This is a genomic window from Algibacter sp. (genome assembly GCF_039977455.1).
In the GTDB taxonomy this organism is placed as follows: Bacteria; Bacteroidota; Bacteroidia; order Flavobacteriales; family Flavobacteriaceae; genus Algibacter_B.
Genome location: NZ_JBDWDG010000026.1, coordinates 23,890 through 44,253, shown reverse-complemented (window position 1 = coordinate 44,253; position 20,364 = coordinate 23,890). Strand labels below are relative to the sequence as shown.

Below are 20,364 nucleotides of genomic sequence, written 5' to 3'. Positions count from 1 at the left end.
TGAAATACCTAGGGTTAAATAGTACTTTGGTAATCCTTCGCGGTACAATACGAAAAAGAAAGCACCATAAACAATGGTACTACCAGTATCGTTTTGAAGTAAGACTAAAATAGCTGGGATAATGATGATAATAAAGGTTTTAATTTGATCTTTAAGGGTTTTTATATTAGTATTTAAATCACTTACATATTTGGCAACGGCAAGAGCTGTTGCTGTTTTGGCAAATTCGCTAGGTTGAATGGTCATACCGCCAATACCATACCATGAAGTGGCGCCATTCACATTTTTACCAAAAATAAAAAGTCCTACTAAAGATAGCATGGAAATGATATACATAACACTAGAAAAACGTTCGTAAAACTTGGCATCTACTGCTAGTAATAAGATGACTAAACCAAAGGTTAGAAATATAAAAACAAGTTGTTTTCCAAAAGGTTGGGAAAAATCTAAATAATCAACAGTGGTGCCTATATGTGAAGCAGACAAAATATTTAGCCAGCCAAAACCTACCAAAAGAAAGAAGAGAATTATGGTAATCCAATCGAATTTAAAATGTCTATTAGTATTCCGAATCATTAACTTTCAGATTTATTAATTCGGTTTAACTCTTTTTTTAAACGTTGGTATTCTTGTTCTTTAACAATTTGTAACGTCGTGTAGCCATTAATCCCGAAAGATTCTCCAGAAAAAGGTTTAGCATACTCGTTTTCTAAACTGTGTTTTAAAAGCCACTCTTCCATATCTTTTCTAGTGGTGTATCCTTTTATATGTTTTTCAATCATTAAACTTGCAATTCTACCGGCAAATCTGCTTCCCCAATAACCATTTTCAACAAATACAGCTATGGCGATTTTGGGGTTGTTTTTGGGGGCAAAAGCTAAAAAGATAGAGTGGTCTGTTAATTGCGTTTTTACGCTATCAATTTTTACGAAATTTTCAACTGTTCCTGTTTTGCCACAAATATCAATATCTTTGATTTGTAATGAGGCCGCAGTTCCTTTTTTATAAACTTGCAGCATACCTTCAATTACAGGTTCGAAATGTTGTCTGTCTATTGTTGTGTATTTGGGTACGGTAAATTGTTCTGGTAACGTTTCGCCTTCAATATTTTTTATAATGTGAGGTGTATAATAATAGCCACGGTTAGCAATAGCTGCAGCCATATTTGCTAATTGAATTGGTGTGGTAGCAACTTCTCCTTGGCCAATAGCATTTGATATGGTGTAAGTGGAATAAAATGTATTTGGATAAATGTTTTTGTAATACGCCCGGTCTGGTATCCTACCTTTTTGCCCAACAAATAAATCGTTGTTTAAAAAATTCCCTAATCCAAAACTTTGGGCATGCTTACTCCAAGTATCTATACCTTCTGAGGCGTTGCCGTTTTTGTCTAAAATTTTTCTGTAAGTAGTAGCAAAATAGGCGTTACACGAACGTTGTATGCCTCCAATCATATCATTTCTTGTGCCTCTGTGGCAGTGGCATTTCATAAACCGGTTGCCGTATTTATAACCCGCATAGCAAGTAACGGTTTCATTAGGAGTTACAACCCCTTCTTGGAGCGCAATTAATGCATTCATTAGTTTAAAGGGTGACCCTGGCTCATAAACGCCCTGTAAACTTCTATTAAAAAGTGGTTTTGCAATGGAGTCGTTGTAGAGTTTAGTAAAGTTTTTCGAGCGATCTCTACCAACAAGAAGATTTGGGTCGTAGGTTGGCGCAGCAACCATAGATAAAATTTCGCCGGTAGCTGGTTCTATGGCTATAATACCGCCACGTTTGTTTTGCATAAGGAGTTCACCATATGCTTGCAATTGGGTATCAATGGTTATAGTTATGTCTTTGCCTTGTTCTGGAATAGTATCAAAATTTCCGCCTTTATAAGGGCCTATGTTTTTGTTAAACCTATCTTTCTGAATAAATTTTATGCCTTTAACACCTCTTAGTGTTTTTTCGTAAGAGGCTTCAACACCTTGTTTTCCTTTTAAATCGCCCATTTTGTAATATGGGTCTCGTCTTATATCGTTATTATTAACCTCGCCAATATCACCTAAAACATTAGCACCAATGGTAGTTTCATAATCACGTAATGAACGCTTTTGAATGTAAAACCCTTGAAATTTTCGCATTTTTTCTTGAAGAACAGCGTAATCTTCTTTTGAAAGGTGTGAAACCAAAACAGAAGGAAGCCTTGGGGAATAGTGTCTGGCCTTATTGTATTTGGATATGAAACTTTTTTTGTCAATTTTTAATAATTCACAAAATTCAAGGGTATCTAAGGGTTCAACTTCACGAGGAATAACCATAACATCATACGATGGTTGGTTGGCTACAAGTAATTCGCCATTTCTATCATATACAAAACCGCGTTTAGGGTAGTCGTATACTTTTCTTATGGCATTGTCTTCATACAAATTATGACCGCTAGCATTATATACTTGAAGGAAAAACAACCTTGCAATAAATAATAAGCCAACAGCAATTATAGAGATGAAAAGTAAAAATTGTCTCATTTAGTTTTTCTACTAAAAATTATGGTTACAATAACACTTAATAAAATAGTGAATATACTTGAGAATAACGTTTTTTGAAGGATTAAAAGTATGTTAGATATGCTAAAAATTTCCAACGAAAAAAGTACAACATGGTGCAGAGTGGTTAAAAGGGTAAAATAGGTGAGCTTTGATCCGAATTCTACGGTATTGAATTTAATACTTTGGTGTTCGTAAATCATTCCGAAAGATGATTTTAAAATTACAGGCCTCGCGTAAGCAATAAACACGCAAGCTCCAGCATGTATGCCTCCTGTATCTAAAAACATATCGATGGTTAATCCTAGTAAAAAACTTAATAAAATTAAAATAATACGGTTGTTTTTAACCGGAAATAAAGCGATAAATAGGATGTAAATATATGGGTTTATATAACCCAAAAAGTTTATATGATTTAGTATTAAAACTTGAACAAAAACAAGGACTATAAAGCGGACGGTATGTATAGAAAAAACACTATTCATTAGTTGCTTAGTAGATTAGAAATTTCTTCTTTATTAACGTTTTCTATGATGTACACATGTTCTATACTAGTCATGTCATTGAATAGGTGTACGTTAATTTCATAATAATTTTCAGCTTGGTCTAGCTTAAAATTTTCAATGGTTCCAACAGGAACTCCTTTAGGGAAAATTGAAGATTGTCCAGAAGTTATTATTGTATCACCAGTTTTAACCTTTGCTATTTTTGGTATATCTATAAGTTGAGCGAATTGAGAATCTTTACCATCCCAAATTAGCGACCCTAAATGATTTGTTTTTTTTAACTGCGCGCTTATGCTACTTGTGCTGTTTAAAATAGAAATAACGGTGGCATAATTAGCACTAGTTTTATCGATAATGCCAACAATACCTTTTGAGGAAATAACGCCAAAATCTTGTTGGATACTATCATTTTTCCCCTTGTTTATGGTTAAAACATTGTTGTTTAAGGAATAACTGTTTTTTATTATAGTCGCACTGTAAAATCTGTAATCTTCTTTAAATGTTAGGCTGTCAATAAATATTGAATCGGGGTTTGTGCTAACATTTAAAAGTAGTTTTCGAAGCCTTTTATTTTCGTCAGAAAGTAATTCGTTCTGAACTTTTAAATTTAAGTATCCACTAATATTGTTTGCGGAATTGTAAACGCCTCCTGTTAAAAAATTTGCCGAATTAATAAACTTACTTTTATGGTATGAGTGTGACTGAATTGTAAATAGAAGCGATATGCCAAAAAGCAACAAGAACAACAAAAAGTTTTTGTTTCTTATTATAAAGTTAATAATTTGTTGCATGGGGCTTGCCTATTTTATCCTTTTACTTTATCAATACACTTTTGTATTTAGGTAAATTTTTAAGTGTAATTCCAGTACCACGTACCACGGCACGCAATGGATCTTCAGCAATGTAAACAGGTAAGTCTGTTTTTTGAGATAAACGCTTATCTAAACCACGTAACATTGATCCTCCACCAGCTAAGTAAATACCAGTGTTATAAATGTCGGCAGCTAATTCTGGTGGTGTTTGTGATAAGGTTTCCATAACAGCATCTTCAATACGCAGAATAGATTTGTCTAAAGCCTTAGCAATTTCTCTGTATGATATAGAAACTTGTTTTGGTTTTCCTGTTAATAAATCGCGTCCTTGAACGCTCATGTCCTCTGGAGGAAGTTCTAAATCTTCGGTAGCAGCACCAATTTGGATTTTTATTTTTTCGGCAGTGCGTTCACCCACATAAAGGTTGTGTTGTGTGCGCATGTAGTATACAATGTCGTTTGTAAAAACATCACCTGCAATTTTTACAGATTTATCACAAACAATACCGCCAAGAGCAATAACAGCAATTTCGGTAGTTCCACCACCTATATCAACTACCATATTACCTTTAGGTTGCATAATATCAACACCAATACCAATAGCCGCGGCCATAGGTTCGTGAATTAAATAAACTTCTTTACCATTAACACGTTCTGCACTTTCTTTTACCGCTCGCATTTCAACTTCTGTAATACCAGAAGGGATGCAAATGACCATACGTAAAGCTGGTGTGAAAAACTTCTTTTTTAAGGCAGGTATGTTTTTAATAAACATACTTATCATTTGCTCAGAGGCATCAAAATCTGCTATTACACCATCTTTTAAGGGGCGTATTGTTTTAATATTTTCATGGGTTTTACCTTGCATTAAACTAGCCTCTTGACCAACGGCAATAATTTTACCAGAAATTCTATCGCGAGCTACTATAGAAGGTGCGTCAACAACAACTTTGTCGTTGTGAATAATAAGTGTGTTTGCAGTACCTAAATCTATTGCAATTTCTTCAGTTAAGAAATCAAAAAATCCCATGTATTAATAATATTAATTGAAGTTATTATTGAATGGCTGTAAAAGTACTAAAAAGTAAAGAAATAATAGGGTGTTTATAAGGGTTAGTTGAAAATAAATTTCTCGAAAAAAGGTATTTACAAAATAAGTCAAAATAGTCTATATCAAACCGGTTAATAAATTTACTGCGTTTACAAATATATGTATTTTAACCTATTAATTTGCTTTTAGTCGATATATTTTATACTATTGAACCGTTTATTATTGTAAAAATATAATAAGATTTAAAAGTAACCCTAAATATTATAACCTTAAATCCAATTAATTATGAGTTTAACCGAAACGATGTTACCACCAGATACGGTGTTTTTAACAAAAATCACAAATTTTCAAAAAGGCACTTTAATCAGTCCATCAACGCAAACTACAATTACACCATTGCCACCGGCAAATGTAACGGCTATAGAACATGGAACAACTATAACAATAACCGCTACGGTATTTATTGATGCTGCAGATAATGTAACTAGTTTGGATATTTACTTAACCGAAGCACTTATTAACGGGGATACTCAAGGTGTGTATATTGATTATAATTACATAGAGGAAATTCCAACTTCATTATATCCATATACGTTTAGTTTTGATGTTCAAGACCCAACAAATGCTATTACCAAAATTGAATCTTTTTTATGGGATGAAGATCCTGTAAGTTCTAGGGGGACTATAACCGAAGTTGAAGACGGAGGAGGTAATTAAACTTTATTAAAAAAAACAAAATAACCATAAGTCTTCACTTATGGTTGTTTTGTTTTAAATATATTTGTTTTTATGAATTTATTTTTGGCTAGGGTAATCAAAATTAGCAGCGTATTAATTTTAATGCTCTTAGCTGGAAGGCTTTCTTCTCAAGAGAAAAATGAAACGAATTTATTTAGCCACCAAATTCAAATAAAGGCTAATCAAAATAAAGCTTCTTCTTATTTTTTTAAATCGGCATCCTATTTTTTAGAAAAGGAATGGGATTCTACTTTGGTATATGCTATGAGGCATTTAGAAGTTTCAGGTGTTAAGGATGATTTAGTTAACTATTTGCATTATTTCCGAGGGTTTAGTTTTAAGGAAAAGGGCTTATTCGACGAGGCTAGAAATGAATTTAATTTAATAGATCCTAATTTTGAGTTTTATTACCTTGTTAAAAAAGGTTTAGGAGTGATAGCCCTAGAAAAAAGGGAGTTTAAAGCCGCTATTTCTTATTTGGAGCCTTTAACAAAATTAAAGCAAGACCAGTATAACTACTTGAGTAAAAGCGAGATTTTTCAGAATATAGGGTTGTGTTATCATCATTTAAATGAGTTTGCTAAGGCTGAAGATTATTTAATTGAGAATTTAAAATTACGTGAATTTCAACAAGATACTCTAAAGCTTATAGGGGCATATGTTAATGTAGCAAATGTGTATTACGAGCAGTATAAAGATGATTTGGCTATATCATATTTTGAAAAAGCCTATATACTTTCTAAAACAACCAAAAGTATTCGGAAAATGGTGCTTACCACATTAAATATGGCTGTTGTAGAAGAAAACAGAAAAGACTATAAAAAAGCATTATCTTATAGGAAAGAGTATGAAAAATGGAAAGACTCTTTAAACGATCAAAATAAAATTTACGAAGTTGCAAAATTAGAAAAAGAATTTGCTGTTAAGGAAAAACAGAAAGAAGTTAGTTTGTTGAAGTTAGAAAATAAAGCAAAAGTAAACGAGCGCAATGGCTTGTTATATTCTGTGTTAACGCTTTTAATTCTATTAGGTGTAACGTTTTATTTTTACAAAGAAAAAACTAAAGCTAATAAGATTATTATAGCTCAAAAAGAGGGTTTAGATGAATTAAATGCGACTAAGGATAAGTTGTTTTCTATTGTAAGTCATGATTTGCGATCGTCTGTAAATGCACTAAAAACTAGTAATGCCAAATTATTAGATAATCTAGAAGCCAAAAACTTAGATGCCTTAGATGAGCAGTTGCAAAATAATAGCGCTATTGTAAATGGTGCATATAATTTATTAGATAATTTATTGCATTGGGCCTTATTGCAAACCAAACAGTCTTATTTTGAAATTACCTCTATCCGATTGTTTTTTATAGTGGAGCAAATGGCATATAATTATAAACCATTAATGTTGGAAAACAATTTAGAATTTCAAAATAATGTTCCGAAAAGCGTTCAAGTTTCAGCAGATCAAGAATCCTTAAAAATTGTATTGCGAAATTTATTAGATAATGCGATAAAATTTTCTAAGCCACACGGTACTATTAACGTATATAGCGAATTAATAAATGATGCCTATGTTGATTTCGTTATTGAAGATTCAGGAATTGGAATGACCGAAGATACACGTTTAAAACTCCTTGAGGATTCTGTTTTGTTATCTAAAAAAGAAAATGAAAATCTTGTAGGTACAGGTTTAGGTTTGCAACTTTGTAAATCGATGATTAAAAAGAATAACGGAATTTTTGATATTAAAAGTGAATTGGGAAAAGGTGCTAAAATGATTGTATCTTTACCTAAAACAACGTAAAATGGATAGTGTTAACGTACTTATTGTTGAAGATACCCAGGCCGAAAGTGATGCTTTAGTGCAGGTGCTTCAAGCTAATAATTATAATGTTATAGGGGTTGCAACAAGCTTTAAAGTGGCGTTAGAATTGTTTTATAGCAAACCTGTTGATATTGTTGTTTTGGATATTTTTTTAAACGGTAATCCTGATGGTATTGCTTTAGCCGAAACCATAAGTGTAACTCCAAACACATCTAAGCCATTTGTCTTTTTAACGAGTTCTACAGATCGTAATATATTTGAGCGTGCAAAATTAACACAGCCCTTTAGTTATTTAATGAAACCTTTTAATGAGCTAGAAATGCTTTATGCACTCGAAATGGCTGTTGAAAAGTTTTATGCCCAACCCAATGTGTTTTTAGGTGATGAAGAGGACACGATAATAAGCTCCGAATTCTTATTTATTAAAAAGGGTAAGTCGTTAAAAAAAGTATTGCTTGCAGATATTATATATATTGAAGTAGAAGAAAAATATTGTAATATCATTACCATAAACGAAAAATTCGTCATTCTTATATCACTTACTAAAATTTCAAAGCTTTTGGACGATGCTTTTTTTAGTAAAACTCACAGGAACTTTATAGTAAATACTGAGAAAATTATTGAGATTATACCTAGCGATAATTTAATTATTTTGGAAGGAAACCATAAAGCGACATTAAGTGATACCTATAAAGACCTTTTAAAAAGGGTACATACGCTTAAGTAATATACTCCTAAAATACGCGGCTTCGTGGTGCGCTAAGATTTCATTCCCAATTTTTCCATTTTCATGGCTAAAAATTGCCGGCTCATGCCTATTTTTTAAAATAGCCATCGGTTTAATAATAGTTTTATATCAGAATTAGGAACGCTTCAAATTAAAAAGTATGCATTCTAAAAAATATGATACAAAAAAAAATAAATCAAAAAATAGCGCAAAGATGAATTTAGAAAGAACAGATAAAAAAACTTCAAATTATTTTATGTATATACTTGTATTGGCAGTAGTTATTCAATTAGCATTGCTAGTTTTTAGGTTGACTCAACTTTAATTTAAATACAATTGAATTGCAGAATTAAGGGATTCGTGATTTGATTTTTTTTACTAAGATTCTTAAATTTTAGTAAGAATTTGGGGGAATTAATGGGTTTAATTTTTCCAAAAAAAAAGAGCACTAGAATAGTGCTCTTTTTATATTTTGAAATACGGTAACTCGAATTAATGTTTGAAATGACGTGTTCCTGTCATAACCATTGCAACCTCATTATCGTTACAAAAATCGATACTTAATTGATCTTTAATAGAACCTCCTGGTTGAATTACTGCAGCGATACCAGCATTGTTAGCAATTTCAACACAGTCTGGAAACGGGAAAAAAGCATCACTAGCCATTACAGCTCCGTTTAAATCAAATTTAAAAGTTCCAGCTTTATGAATAGCTTGCTCTAAAGCATCAACACGACTAGTTTGTCCTGTTCCGCTTGCACATAATTGTTTGTTTTTAGCTAAAACAATAGTGTTTGATTTTGTGTGTTTACAAATTTTAGAGGCAAATATTAAATCGTCTATTTGGTCTTGTGTAGGAGATGTGTTTGTTACAGTCTTTAAGTCTTCAGCCTTGTCTGTAATATTATTTCTATCTTGTACTAAAACCCCATTTAAACAACTTCTTACATTTGTGTTAGGCATTTCAATATCATGAATAACTAATAATATTCTATTCTTTTTACCTTTTAATACCTCTAAAGCTTCTGCTGAAAAAGAAGGAGCAATGACCACTTCGCAGAATAAGTTATGAATTTCTTCGGCCGTAGCTAAATCAATTTCTGTATTACTAATTAATACACCACCAAAAGCAGATACAGGATCGCCAGCTAAGGCATCAACATAAGCTTGGTGTAAGCTTTCGCGTTGTGCTAAACCACAGGCATTGTTGTGTTTTAAAATAGCAAACGTTGGTGCGTCGTTTTTAAACTCTAACATTAAGTTTACAGCGGCATCAACATCTAAAAGGTTATTGTAACTTAACTCCTTACCGTGAAGTTTGGTAAATAACTCATCAAAATCGCCAAAAAAGTACCCTTTTTGGTGCGGATTTTCTCCGTATCGTAATGTTTTACCATTGGTTTCGCTAATTTTTAAAACTGTTTCTTCGTTCGATTGATTGAAGTAGTTAAAAATAGCAGTATCATAATGAGAAGACACGTTAAAAGCTTTGCCAGCAAAACGTTTTCTGTTTTCTTCAGAAATAGAACCATTGTTTTCAGAAATTAATTCTAAAAATTCAGCATAATCATCAACCGAAGAGACACAAATAACATCGGCAAAATTCTTAGCAGCCGCTCTTATTAAAGAAATACCTCCAATATCAATTTTCTCAATTATATCTTGTTGGCTTGCTCCAGAAGCTACTGTTTTTTCAAACGGATATAAATCAACAATAACGACATCAATTTGCGGAATTTCATATTCGGCTAATTCGGCAACATCACCATCGTGGTTTTGTCTGTTTAAGATACCTCCAAAAACTTTTGGGTGTAGCGTTTTTACACGACCACCTAAAATAGAAGGGTAAGATGTTACATCCTCTACAGGAACAACTTTTATACCTAAATCGTTAATAAATTTCTCTGTACCACCTGTAGAATAAATGGTTACACCTTGTTTATCAAGTTCCTTTACAATAGGTTCTAAACCGTCTTTACTAAATACAGATATTAATGCCGATTTAATAGTTTTTTCGTTGCTCATTAGTACTTTTTTAAAGTTTTAAAATGAAATTGTTATTGTTTTTTAGCTTTTTGTGCTAAAGTTTCTAATTATTTGCAAAAGTAGGTATTTCATCCAATAAAATAAGCGCCTTATTCTTAAAAAAGAAGCTCTTTTTTTAACGAAATCGCGAAGTTGTTAACAAGGAAATGAAAATCTAAAAATTGAAGCCTTAATAGGTTTTTGTGTTTAGGTTTAGGAAAATACAAAGTATCAAGAAAGAATCTCAGCAACTTTTTTATTTACAAATTCTAAAAAACGTTCGTCCTTTTCGGTAAAAGGGTCAATGGTATTCGAATCAATATCTATTTGTCCAATATTTTCACCATCAACAAAAATGGGCACAACAATTTCTGATTTTACGGTTATACTGCAAGCGATATAATTGTCTTGTGCAGCTACATCGGGCACAACAAAGTTTGTGTTACTCACAGCAACTTGACCGCAAATACCCTTGCCAAAAGGTATAATAGTATGGTCTGTAGGTGCACCAACATAAGGGCCTAGGTGTAGTTCTTCTTTGGTGCCGTTTCTAAAATAAAAACCAACCCAATTGTAATATTCAACATGGTTTTCAAGTAATTCGCAAATGGCCAAAAGGCGTTGGTTAACCGTTTTCTTGGAATTCGATGTAATGGTTTCTATTTGTGGTTTTAATTTTTCTAAGGACATAACTGTAAAAGTTTTTGGTAAAAGTATTTAAAAAGGTGTAATTTCGATATTCAGTTTTAAATATTTTTTTTGAAGTCACTTTTTATAAAATACAAGTCGGTAATTAAATTTATCCTTACATTTTTGTTGGTTTATACCCTACTGTCGGTAGGCTATAAGCTGTATTTGCAATTTTCGGACGGATCAAAATTTTATCCAGATTATTTTACACATTTGGTAGCTTTGCAAACTGAAAACCTATTAAACAGTTTCGGGTATAGTACACAAGTGCTTCCGCATCCTGATGAGCCATCAATGAAAGTCATATTAAAAGGGCAGTATTTAGCTCGAATTATAGAAGGTTGTAATGGTTTAAGTGTCGTAATCTTGTTTATTTCCTTTATTGTTGCCTTTTCTGGGAAACTAAAAACAACATTGTTTTACATTCTTTCAGGTAGTATTTTAATATACGTTGTAAATTTATTACGTATCGTTGTTTTGTCCATTGGGTTATACTATTACCCTAAATATAAAGATGTTTTACACGCTGTAATTTTTCCAGGAATAATTTATGGGATGGTGTTTTTGTTATGGGTATTTTGGGTAAATCGTTTTTCTAAATTAAACATAAAGGATGTCTAAAACTATAACAGCTATATTGCTTTTTGTGTTTGTTATCCTGTTGGTTTTAATTAGGTTTTATGAAGGTGTTTTATTTTACGACCCTTATTTAACTTTTTTCCAAAATGACTACTTGTATATTGATAGTCCACGACGTGAAATAGCTAAATTAGTTAGTTTTACAACATTACGCTATGTTTTAAACTCGGTAATTTCATTGGCTATTTTATTTGTTGTTTTTAAAGATAAAAGCATATTAAAATTTTCTGCTTTATTGTATACGTTGGCCTTTTTAGTGCTTATGGTTTTTTACTTGTATTTTGTGGTTAATCCTATGCAAGAGGATTATTATCTATTTTTTAATATTCGTAGGTTTTTAATTCAGCCTATATTATTAATACTGCTATTGCCAGCGTTTTATTATCATAAGATTAAAAATTGAATAGACAAAGCAATTCTTAAAAGCCAAGTGTTAATCATTTAATAAATGAGCTGTAGAGTTTCTAATTTTTTGTAATTTTACACCGTGATAAAATTACTATTACATAAAAGTTTTTCTGCCCTAATGGCATTACTTGTTTTGTTTTCGACGGTATCTTTTACTATCGAAAAACATTTTTGTGGTGATGTTCTAGTAGATGTTTCTATGTTTGCTGCAGTTGAAAAGTGCGAAATGGAAGCTTTAGAAATTCTTTTAAAGAAAACATGCTGTAAAGACGAGATTGATGTTTTTAAAGGGCAAGATGAATTAACAGTATCTACCTTTGAAGATTTAGATTTTGTACAACAGCAGTTTCTTGCTGCTTTTTCATATAGTTTTATCAATTGTTTTGCGAGTTTGTCAAAACAAACTATTCCTCATAAAAATTATTCTCCACCTAATTTGGTCACCGATATTCAGGTTCTAGACCAAGTTTTTATTATTTGATACACAGATTTTTTTAATTCTCATTAAGAAGTGCATCGTCTTGTCTTTTCGCTGAATTTATATTCAAGCGAATTCTAGAGACGAGGATATAAATAGATTTATTAATTCAAATAAATTTCAAAATGAAACATACATATACAGTTACAGGGATGACCTGTAATGGATGCAGAGCTTCTGTTGAAAACAAATTAAATGCTTTGTATGGTGTTACCAAAGCATCTGTAGATTTAGAAAAAGCTGAAGCCATTATCGAAATGAATCAGCATATTTCTTTAAAAGAAATGCAAAATGCATTACCTGAAAAATATGCTATATCAGAAAAGAACGAGTCTAATGTTTTTACTACCTCTTCAACACAAGTAGAGGTAGAGAAATCAGAGTTTAAACAACTTTTTCCGTTGTTTTTGATATTTGGTTACATTACTGTAGCTTCCGTTTTACTAAACAATAATCCTTGGGATACCACTGGTTTTATGCTCGACTTTATGGGGCTATTTTATATTGTTTTTAGTTTTTTCAAACTCCTAGATTTAAAGGGGTTTCCAGAATCATTTAAAATGTACGATCCGTTGGCGAAGGTAATTCCTGTTTATGGTTGGGTTTATCCTTTTATAGAATTGGCACTTGGGGTTATGTTTTTAATGCGAATAGAAATTCCTTTAGTATTGATTGTTACGTTAGTTATTTTAGGTATTACCACTATTGGAGTAACTAAAACATTACTTAATAAAAAATCTATACAATGTGCATGCTTAGGAACGGCATTAAAACTCCCTATGACTAAAGCTACTTTTATTGAAAACAGTATTATGATTGTCATGGCAATTATAATGCTTTTAAAATAATCTTGTTATTTCTGCCAAGGCAGGAATTTATCTTATAAAAAGAATATATTAAAAATGAATAAAAAAATATATATACTAATTTTGTTTCCTGTCTTCTTGTTTTCACAAGAAAAAATAACAGGAAAAATACTTGATGCTTACGATAAAACCCAAGAAATAGGGTTGGCAGGTGCTAACGTCTATTGGTTGGGTACAGAAGTAGGAACAGTAACCGATATAGATGGTAATTTCACCTTATCGTACAAGCCCGAATACAATAAATTAGTAATTAGTTATGTCGGGTTTAAAACTAATACATTAACAATAACTGGCCCTAAAAATATTGTACACTGGTTAGAGCCTTCAGATAATTTGGATGCAGTTACTGTAAAATCCAGAAAGCAAACAACGGCAAAGTCGTATTACAAATCTGCTAATGTTATAAATGTAAGTAGTGCAGAGTTGTTAAAGGCGGCCTGTTGTAATCTTTCGGAAAGTTTTGAAACAAATCCCTCTATAGATGTAAATTTTGCCGATGCTATGACGGGAACACGCCAAATAAAAATGCTAGGGTTAACAAGCCCTTATATTTTAATTGCTACCGAAAATATTCCATCTATTCGTGGCGCATCGCAAGCTTATGGTTTAAGCTTTATTCCAGGAACATGGGTAGAAAGTATTCAAATTACAAAAGGTGCTGGCAGTGTAGTTAATGGGTTTGAAAGTATTGCAGGACAAATCAATGCGGAATTGGTTAAACCATCAACCGACGATAAATTGTTTGTTAATTTATACGGTGCGTCCAGTGAGCGACTAGAGCTTAATACACATATAAATACTAAGGTAAGCGACAAATGGCATACTGGGTTGTATATACATGGTAATACGCACAATGGAGAGCATGATGTGAATGATGATGGGTTTTTGGATATGCCAAAATTTAATCAAATTAACCTTATGAATCGTTGGCAATATACCGATACCGAAAAAGGGTTTGTAAGCTTTATTAATTTGAAATTTTTAAATGATGAAAAGCAAACAGGCGAGTTAGATTTTAATCCAGATACCGATAAGCTAACAACAAATAGCTGGGGAAGTGAAATTGATACGAAGCGTTACGAGATTTCTACTAAGTTTGCCTATGTAAACCCAGAAATCCCTTGGCAAAGTATTGGTGTGCAAACAGCCTTTAGTAGTCATAAACAAGAGTCGTATTTTGGTTTAAATACTTATGATATTACACATAATAGCTTGTATGCAAATGCTATTTATAATTCCATAATTAGCGATTCTAGGCATAAAATAAAAACAGGTGTTAGTTATACTTATGATCATTATGACGAGTTTGTAAATACAGCAGATTATGAAAGAACTGAAAACTCCGTAGGAGCATTTTTTGAGTATAGTTTTGATAATCTAGAACTATTTAATCTTACGGCTGGTATTCGCGTAGACCATCATAATTTATTAGGTGAATTTATAACGCCAAGGGTTCATGCTCGGTATTCACCTTGGAGTAAATCAGCTTTTAGAGCGTCGTTTGGGCGAGGAAAACGAAGTGCTAATATTTTTACCGAAAATCAACAAATGTTCTCTACATCAAGGCAAATAAATATTTTAGATGCTGGGGGTAGCGTTTATGGATTAGCTCCTGAAATTGCATGGAATTACGGATTCTCATATTTACAAGGTTTTAATCTCTTAGGAAGGAAAGCAGATATTACATTAGATTATTATAAAACCGATTTTAAAAATCAAATTGTAGTAGACTGGGAAACACCAACAGAGATAAATTTTTATAACCTAGAAGGAAAAAGTTTTGCGAATAGTTTTCAAGCTGAATTAAATTATAATGTTTTTGAGCATGTAGATTTACGAATGGCCTATAAGTTTTATGATGTAAAAACCGATTATAATTCGGGTAGATTAGAGCGTCCATTAACACCTAAACACAGAGTGTTTGCAAATATTGGATACGAGACCGAACATAACGAAACAAAACTTGGTTTTTGGAAGTTTGATACTACCTTTAATTGGTTAAGCGACCAACGTTATGCTAATACAAGCAGTAATCCTATTGAATATCAATTGCCAGAGCGTACACCTACGGTAGCAACTTTAAATGCACAAATAACCAAAGTGTTTTCTCCAAAATTTGAACTATATTTAGGAGGTGAAAACATTACAAATTTAAGGCAATCTAACCCTATTTTAGGAGCTGATGATCCTTTTGGTGCGAATTTTGATTCTACATTTGTATACGGACCAATTTTTGGAAGCATGTATTATGCAGGTTTACGTTATAGGCTTTATTGAAAAAGGAAGTCTTATGAATTAAAACAAAGAGTTAAAGAAATATCTGTAATTCATGTGATGGCAGAAACCTCATGAAGATAAAATATAAACTAAAAATAAAACAGACGCCCTCCTTCGAGGGAATGACAAAAAAATAAAAACAAATAAAAATGAAAAAACTATTAGTAATAGCTTTAATGCTAACCGGAACTTTAACATTCGCACAAAATAAAAATGCTAAAGCTTCAATTGAGGTCGATGGTATTTGTGGTATGTGTAAAGCACGTATTGAAAAGGCATGTTTAAACACTAAAGGCGTTAAGTTTGCCGATTGGAGTGTAGAAACCCATGAACTGAAATTAATTTTCGACGACCGTAAAACTAGTGTTGCCACTATAGAAAAACAAGTGCTTGCTGCTGGACACGACACTAAAGCATTAAAGGCTACAGATGAAGCTTATGCTAAGGTGCACCCATGTTGTAAATATCGCGATGAAGCGGTGATTGGTGATCATACACCTAAAAAAGAAGATGAGAATAAGCATGAAGAAGGTGATAATGATCATCGCTAAAAATGAACATAGCGACATAACACAATACACATCTTGAAGAATTAATTTTTGCTTCTAGATATTCTCATTATATAGCAAAAGTGGAGAAAAAAGGTATAGCTAAAGATGAGTTGTTATTGGTAGTAGGGTGTTTTAAGTAAAGTTTTTGAATATAAAAAAAAGCCTTTGATTTTTTAATCAAAGGCTTTTAGTTTATAAGAAACAGAAATTAATGTTTAAATTACATCATTCCTGGCATTCCGCCACCGCCCATTGGAGGCATAGCAGGAGCATCTTCTTTAATATCGATTAAAGCACATTCTGTTGTTAGAATCATTCCAGCTACAGAAGCTGCATTTTCTAAAGCAATACGTGTTACTTTTTTAGGGTCAATAATACCAGCTTTTAGCATATCAACATATTGTTCAGATTTAGCATCGTAACCAAAATCTTTTTTACCTTCTAATACTTTATTGATAACTACAGAACCTTCACCACCAGCATTTTCAACAATAGTTCTTAAAGGCGCTTCAACAGCTTTATTTACTATTTGTACACCAGTAGTTTCATCTAAATTATCAGTTGTAATTTTTGCTAAAACAGCCTTTGCTCTTACCAAAGCAACACCTCCACCGGCAACAATACCTTCTTCTACTGCAGCTCTTGTTGCGTGTAAAGCATCATCAACACGGTCTTTTTTCTCTTTCATTTCAACTTCACTAGCAGCACCTACATAAAGTACAGCAACACCTCCAGCTAATTTAGCTAAACGCTCTTGTAGTTTTTCTTTATCGTAATCTGATGTTGTTGTTTCAATTTGAGATTTAATTTGGTTTACTCTATTTTTAATAGATTCAGCATCACCAGATCCATTTACAATAGTTGTATTGTCTTTATCGACAGTTACAGTTTCAGCAGTTCCTAACATGCTTAAATCAGCATTTTCTAAAGTAAATCCTCTTTCTTCAGAAATTACAGTGCCGCCAGTTAAGATAGCGATATCTTCAAGCATGGCTTTACGTCTGTCTCCAAATCCAGGAGCTTTAACAGCTGCAATTTTTAATCCACCTCTTAATTTGTTTACCACTAAAGTAGCTAAGGCTTGTCCGTCAACATCTTCCGCAATGATTAATAAAGGACGGCCAGATTGTGCAACTGGTTCCAATATTGGAAGAATTTCTTGTAAGTTAGAAATCTTTTTGTCGAATAATAAAATGTATGGATTCTCTAAATCGGCAATCATTTTATCAGCATCAGTTACAAAGTAAGGCGATAAATAACCTCTATCGAATTGCATACCTTCAACTACGTCAACGTAAGTTTCCATACCTTTGGCTTCTTCAACAGTAATGACACCTTCTTTACCAACTTTACCAAAAGCTTGAGCGATTAACTCTCCAATAGTATCGTCGTTATTTGCAGAAATTGCAGCAACTTGTTTTATTTTTTCAGAAGAGTTACCAACCTTTTGAGCTTGTTTTTCAAGATCTTTAACAATAGATTCGACAGCTTTGTCTATACCTCGTTTTAAATCCATTGGGTTTGCACCAGAAGCTACGTTTTTTAAACCTTCTTTTACAATCGCTTGAGCTAGTACGGTAGCAGTTGTTGTTCCATCACCAGCTAAATCGTTAGTTTTAGAAGCTACTTCTTTTACCATTTGAGCACCCATGTTTTCGTGCTCATCAGCTAATTCAATTTCTTTTGCTACAGATACACCATCTTTAGTTACAGAAGGAGCACCAAAGCTTTTAGAAATAATTACGTTACGCCCTTTAGGGCCTAAAGTTACTTTTACTGCATTGGCTAATGCATCTACTCCACGTTTTAAACCGTCGCGTGCTTCAATATCAAATTTTATATTTTTTGCCATTTTATTTAGTTTTTGCTTTTTGCCTCTAGCTGTTGGCTATTGGCTAAGTATTAATAATAATTTTAGTTGAAGCTAAAAGCCAAAGGCTAATAGCTAATAGCCTTTTAGATAATTGCTAAAATATCACTCTCACGCATGATTAAATAATCATTTCCTTCAAGTTTTAACTCTGTTCCAGCGTATTTGCCATATAAAACCGTGTCGCCAACTTTAACAGTAATAGGCTCGTCTTTTGTTCCAGGACCAGCAGCAACTACCGTTCCTTTTTGTGGTTTCTCTTTTGCATTATCTGGAATAATAATTCCTGATGCTGTTTTAGTTTCAGCTGCAGCAGGTTCAATAAGAACACGATCTGCTAAAGGTTTAATGTTTAATGCCATTTTTATATAGTATTTTATAATTTATATTATCGTTTATGCAAGATGCTAAAAATGTGCCATTACCTATTAACTGACAAACTTGCAGAAACAAAAAATGCCAACTCTAAAAGTTGGCATTTAATTGTTAGTTTTATGCTAATTATTCTGCTGCTGAATCCTCTGGAGTAGCAGTAGTAGTATTGTTAGTTGCAGGTGCAATTGGTAAAGGTTGCGTGCTTTGTGCATCGGTATCTAAGGCTTTAGATTCTACACCAGCTGTTCCTCTATCAATTGCAATATTTGAAACTAGTATTAATACTAATAACAAAGTTGCTAATGTCCATGTACTTTTATCTAAAAAGTCGGTTGTTTTTTTCACACCACCTAATTGTTGTGTGCCACCTCCTCCAAAAGAAGATGATAATCCTCCTCCTTTAGGGTTCTGAACCATTATGACAACGATTAGTAAAAATGCTACAACTACTATAAGGACTAAAAATATTGTAAACGTACTCATTATTCTTTATTATTTTGTTCTTGTATGTGCTCTACAGCTTTAATTTGGTTTGCAAAGAAACTACTTTTTTCTGGATATTTCAAACTTAAAATTTTATAAGATTGAATTGCTTTTTTGTAGTTTTTTTGTTCGACATAAATACGCGCTAAAGTCTCTGTCATTAAAGCTTCTGGCTGTATCATTTGTGCGTTTGCTAAATTTCCTTTTGAAGCTGTTGTTTTAGCAGGACTTATTTTTGGGTTTTCGGAAATGAATTTATCTATAAGTTGAAACTTTTCGGCTTTAGCTAATCCATTTGATGGTTTAGTCTCTTTAGGGGTTTCTTCCTTTGTGCTAGTTTCTTTTTCTTGCTCGCGTACTATAGGTTTAAACTGAGATAGTTTTAACCATTCATTAAAAGAATGTGTTTCTTTTTTATCAAATTGAAGCGGTTTTCCTAAATTTAATACGTCTTCGGGAGTAGCTTCCTGAGTTTTGGTTTCATTAGTAGTGTTTTCAATATCCTGCGATTCATCTAGTTTAAAACCAGTAAATTTTTTAGGGCGGTATTCTTTTGGCTCAAATAATGCAGGGTCTAAAACACCATCGGTATCTTTAATTTGTTGTTTTAAGATGTCGTCAATTGTAACGCTTCGGTTAACCGATAAATCTTCAGCATTAACAGGGATACCTTTTAAGTTTTCAGTATTCTTTTTAATAAAATTTGAAATTTCATTTTGAATAAATGCTTCAGAAGTTATATAGTCGAATAAAATACTTCGGTCTGTGGTATAAGCGGCAGTTGTTTTTAGTTCTTGATTGTATAAAATACTGCTTTGGTTTTTTAACCCCTTTAAGTGTATAGCACGTGCAGGTTGAAAATAAGGGAATTTTTCAATAATAGATTTTACAGCCTCGGTTTGCTCATGAGTAATGGCTTGAGGATGTTGTAAAATATATTTAAAATCTGTTTGATTCATTTGTTATGCCTAATTTAATGCTTTTATGTTATTTGCCAATAACTACCATTTTGCTAATGTAGCGTTAAATATATCTTGAGTTATACGTTCAAAAATTTCTTCGTGAGCTGTTGTTTTTACGCTTCCTATTAATTGTGTGCTTGCTGGATAATCATAGAAAAAAGAAAAACTTTGCTCTAAGTCGTCTTCTTCTTTTTTGGTGTTGAAAAAACGAAGTTTAACACTAATTGTTAATCTATTTTGTGCTGCTGTATTTTCAGAAGTAGCCGTAGTAGGTGAAATTCTGTAATCTGTAATTTCTCCTTCGTAAATTAAATCGCCTTTAGACGGGTTTAAAGTTAAATTGGTTTGATTTAAAATATAATCTTCCAACTCTATTTTAAATTCGTTTTCTAAGCCTGGTTCTACAAGTAACGATGTGTTTTCAAATCGATTTACCTGAAAAGTTTCTGTCCCTGGAGGAATTGATGCTCCAGTAAATGAGTATATACCACAACTAAAGCAAGTTATGGTTAATAGGAGTATAGTGATGTATTTTGCGTGTTTCATATTGTTGA

General features: G+C 32.5%; 21 protein-coding genes. 9 read left to right on the top strand and 12 right to left on the bottom strand.

Annotated features, from left to right (window positions below; genetic code table 11):
• The 5 genes from rodA to ABJM36_RS13065 all read right to left on the bottom strand — a co-directional run.
• The coding region (gene rodA / locus ABJM36_RS13085; RefSeq protein ID WP_348451945.1) for a rod shape-determining protein RodA at positions 1-576 on the bottom strand (576 nt) is incomplete at its 3' end.
• Positions 576-2,513 carry a penicillin-binding protein 2 gene (mrdA, locus tag ABJM36_RS13080; protein ID WP_348451944.1) on the bottom strand — a complete coding sequence of 646 codons (1,938 nt, stop codon included), beginning with the start codon at positions 2,511-2,513 and terminating at the stop codon, positions 576-578. The genes rodA and mrdA, both read right to left, overlap by 1 nt.
• Complete coding sequence (locus ABJM36_RS13075) at positions 2,510-3,016, bottom strand: rod shape-determining protein MreD (protein ID WP_348451943.1); 507 nt, start codon at positions 3,014-3,016, stop codon at positions 2,510-2,512. The genes mrdA and ABJM36_RS13075 overlap by 4 nt, the downstream gene beginning before the upstream one ends.
• Positions 3,016-3,828, bottom strand: coding sequence for a rod shape-determining protein MreC (gene mreC / locus ABJM36_RS13070; protein ID WP_348451942.1), 813 nt, complete (start codon positions 3,826-3,828; stop codon positions 3,016-3,018). Before mreC ends, ABJM36_RS13075 begins: the two co-directional genes overlap by 1 nt.
• Positions 3,829-3,850: 22 nt before the next feature.
• Positions 3,851-4,879, bottom strand: coding sequence for a rod shape-determining protein (locus ABJM36_RS13065; protein ID WP_019388210.1), 1,029 nt, complete (start codon positions 4,877-4,879; stop codon positions 3,851-3,853).
• Positions 4,880-5,185: 306 nt separating this feature from the next.
• On the opposite strand from ABJM36_RS13065, the gene ABJM36_RS13060 reads away from it, so the two are divergent.
• The 3 genes from ABJM36_RS13060 to ABJM36_RS13050 all read left to right on the top strand — a co-directional run bounded on the left by ABJM36_RS13060 (position 5,186) and on the right by ABJM36_RS13050 (position 8,186).
• Positions 5,186-5,617, top strand: coding sequence for a hypothetical protein (locus ABJM36_RS13060; protein ID WP_348451941.1), 432 nt, complete (start codon positions 5,186-5,188; stop codon positions 5,615-5,617).
• Between the two features lie 72 nt (positions 5,618-5,689).
• Entirely contained in the window at positions 5,690-7,438 is a 1,749-nt protein-coding gene (locus ABJM36_RS13055) for a tetratricopeptide repeat-containing sensor histidine kinase (RefSeq protein WP_348451940.1), read from the top strand.
• 1 nt (position 7,439) lies between these two features.
• A complete protein-coding gene (locus ABJM36_RS13050) occupies positions 7,440-8,186 on the top strand; it encodes a response regulator transcription factor (RefSeq protein WP_348451939.1) in 747 nt (248 codons plus the stop codon).
• Positions 8,187-8,678: 492 nt separating this feature from the next.
• Here the strand turns inward: ABJM36_RS13050 and purH are convergent, their stop codons facing one another.
• Positions 8,679-10,211 carry a bifunctional phosphoribosylaminoimidazolecarboxamide formyltransferase/IMP cyclohydrolase gene (purH, locus tag ABJM36_RS13045; protein WP_348451938.1) on the bottom strand — a complete coding sequence of 511 codons (1,533 nt, stop codon included), beginning with the start codon at positions 10,209-10,211 and terminating at the stop codon, positions 8,679-8,681.
• A gap of 231 nt (positions 10,212-10,442) precedes the next feature.
• On the bottom strand, positions 10,443-10,901 hold the full coding sequence (locus tag ABJM36_RS13040) for a GAF domain-containing protein (protein WP_348451937.1): 459 nt from the start codon (positions 10,899-10,901) through the stop codon (positions 10,443-10,445).
• A 69-nt stretch (positions 10,902-10,970) separates the two neighbouring features.
• Between ABJM36_RS13040 and xrtF the strand changes: the two genes are divergently transcribed.
• The 6 genes from xrtF to ABJM36_RS13010 all read left to right on the top strand — a co-directional run bounded on the left by xrtF (position 10,971) and on the right by ABJM36_RS13010 (position 16,120).
• A complete protein-coding gene (gene xrtF, locus ABJM36_RS13035; RefSeq protein WP_348451936.1) occupies positions 10,971-11,522 on the top strand; it encodes an exosortase family protein XrtF in 552 nt (183 codons plus the stop codon).
• Entirely contained in the window at positions 11,515-11,943 is a 429-nt protein-coding gene (locus tag ABJM36_RS13030) for an exosortase F system-associated protein (RefSeq protein WP_348451935.1), read from the top strand. Before xrtF ends, ABJM36_RS13030 begins: the two co-directional genes overlap by 8 nt.
• Before the next feature lie 123 nt (positions 11,944-12,066).
• Positions 12,067-12,429: a hypothetical protein gene (locus ABJM36_RS13025; RefSeq protein ID WP_348451934.1), complete on the top strand. Its 363-nt coding sequence runs from the start codon at positions 12,067-12,069 to the stop codon at positions 12,427-12,429.
• A 122-nt stretch (positions 12,430-12,551) separates the two neighbouring features.
• Complete coding sequence (locus tag ABJM36_RS13020) at positions 12,552-13,274, top strand: MauE/DoxX family redox-associated membrane protein (protein WP_348451933.1); 723 nt, start codon at positions 12,552-12,554, stop codon at positions 13,272-13,274.
• Positions 13,275-13,328: 54 nt separating this feature from the next.
• Positions 13,329-15,569: a TonB-dependent receptor gene (locus tag ABJM36_RS13015; protein ID WP_348451932.1), complete on the top strand. Its 2,241-nt coding sequence runs from the start codon at positions 13,329-13,331 to the stop codon at positions 15,567-15,569.
• 149 nt (positions 15,570-15,718) lie between these two features.
• The gene (locus ABJM36_RS13010; protein WP_348451931.1) at positions 15,719-16,120 is read left to right on the top strand and encodes a heavy-metal-associated domain-containing protein; all 402 of its coding nucleotides are present in this window, start codon (positions 15,719-15,721) and stop codon (positions 16,118-16,120) included.
• 220 nt (positions 16,121-16,340) lie between these two features.
• Here the strand turns inward: ABJM36_RS13010 and groL are convergent, their stop codons facing one another.
• The 5 genes from groL to ABJM36_RS12985 form a co-directional block, all read right to left on the bottom strand.
• Entirely contained in the window at positions 16,341-17,972 is a 1,632-nt protein-coding gene (gene groL / locus ABJM36_RS13005; protein WP_348451930.1) for a chaperonin GroEL, read from the bottom strand.
• Positions 17,973-18,076: 104 nt separating this feature from the next.
• Positions 18,077-18,352: a co-chaperone GroES gene (locus tag ABJM36_RS13000; RefSeq protein ID WP_271560433.1), complete on the bottom strand. Its 276-nt coding sequence runs from the start codon at positions 18,350-18,352 to the stop codon at positions 18,077-18,079.
• Between the two features lie 139 nt (positions 18,353-18,491).
• Positions 18,492-18,848, bottom strand: a complete 357-nt coding sequence (gene secG / locus ABJM36_RS12995; RefSeq protein WP_348451929.1) for a preprotein translocase subunit SecG — start codon at positions 18,846-18,848, stop codon at positions 18,492-18,494.
• On the bottom strand, positions 18,848-19,807 hold the full coding sequence (locus ABJM36_RS12990) for a hypothetical protein (protein ID WP_348451928.1): 960 nt from the start codon (positions 19,805-19,807) through the stop codon (positions 18,848-18,850). The genes secG and ABJM36_RS12990 overlap by 1 nt, the downstream gene beginning before the upstream one ends.
• A gap of 42 nt (positions 19,808-19,849) precedes the next feature.
• The gene (locus ABJM36_RS12985; protein ID WP_348451927.1) at positions 19,850-20,356 is read right to left on the bottom strand and encodes an LptE family protein; all 507 of its coding nucleotides are present in this window, start codon (positions 20,354-20,356) and stop codon (positions 19,850-19,852) included.
• Positions 20,357-20,364: the final 8 nt, after the last annotated feature.

Coding starts and splice junctions, on each gene's coding strand:
- mrdA (WP_348451944.1), bottom strand. CDS start 2,513: ATGAGACAATTTTTACTTTTCATCTCTATAATTGCTGTTGGCTTATTA.
- groL (WP_348451930.1), bottom strand. CDS start 17,972: ATGGCAAAAAATATAAAATTTGATATTGAAGCACGCGACGGTTTAAAA.
- ABJM36_RS13015 (WP_348451932.1), top strand. CDS start 13,329: ATGAATAAAAAAATATATATACTAATTTTGTTTCCTGTCTTCTTGTTT.
- ABJM36_RS13040 (WP_348451937.1), bottom strand. CDS start 10,901: ATGTCCTTAGAAAAATTAAAACCACAAATAGAAACCATTACATCGAAT.
- ABJM36_RS13030 (WP_348451935.1), top strand. CDS start 11,515: ATGTCTAAAACTATAACAGCTATATTGCTTTTTGTGTTTGTTATCCTG.
- purH (WP_348451938.1), bottom strand. CDS start 10,211: ATGAGCAACGAAAAAACTATTAAATCGGCATTAATATCTGTATTTAGT.
- ABJM36_RS13060 (WP_348451941.1), top strand. CDS start 5,186: ATGAGTTTAACCGAAACGATGTTACCACCAGATACGGTGTTTTTAACA.
- ABJM36_RS13065 (WP_019388210.1), bottom strand. CDS start 4,879: ATGGGATTTTTTGATTTCTTAACTGAAGAAATTGCAATAGATTTAGGT.
- secG (WP_348451929.1), bottom strand. CDS start 18,848: ATGAGTACGTTTACAATATTTTTAGTCCTTATAGTAGTTGTAGCATTT.
- ABJM36_RS12990 (WP_348451928.1), bottom strand. CDS start 19,807: ATGAATCAAACAGATTTTAAATATATTTTACAACATCCTCAAGCCATT.
- ABJM36_RS13075 (WP_348451943.1), bottom strand. CDS start 3,016: ATGAATAGTGTTTTTTCTATACATACCGTCCGCTTTATAGTCCTTGTT.
- ABJM36_RS13020 (WP_348451933.1), top strand. CDS start 12,552: ATGAAACATACATATACAGTTACAGGGATGACCTGTAATGGATGCAGA.
- ABJM36_RS13050 (WP_348451939.1), top strand. CDS start 7,440: ATGGATAGTGTTAACGTACTTATTGTTGAAGATACCCAGGCCGAAAGT.
- ABJM36_RS13000 (WP_271560433.1), bottom strand. CDS start 18,352: ATGGCATTAAACATTAAACCTTTAGCAGATCGTGTTCTTATTGAACCT.
- ABJM36_RS13055 (WP_348451940.1), top strand. CDS start 5,690: ATGAATTTATTTTTGGCTAGGGTAATCAAAATTAGCAGCGTATTAATT.
- ABJM36_RS13025 (WP_348451934.1), top strand. CDS start 12,067: ATGGCATTACTTGTTTTGTTTTCGACGGTATCTTTTACTATCGAAAAA.
- ABJM36_RS12985 (WP_348451927.1), bottom strand. CDS start 20,356: ATGAAACACGCAAAATACATCACTATACTCCTATTAACCATAACTTGC.
- mreC (WP_348451942.1), bottom strand. CDS start 3,828: ATGCAACAAATTATTAACTTTATAATAAGAAACAAAAACTTTTTGTTG.
- ABJM36_RS13010 (WP_348451931.1), top strand. CDS start 15,719: ATGAAAAAACTATTAGTAATAGCTTTAATGCTAACCGGAACTTTAACA.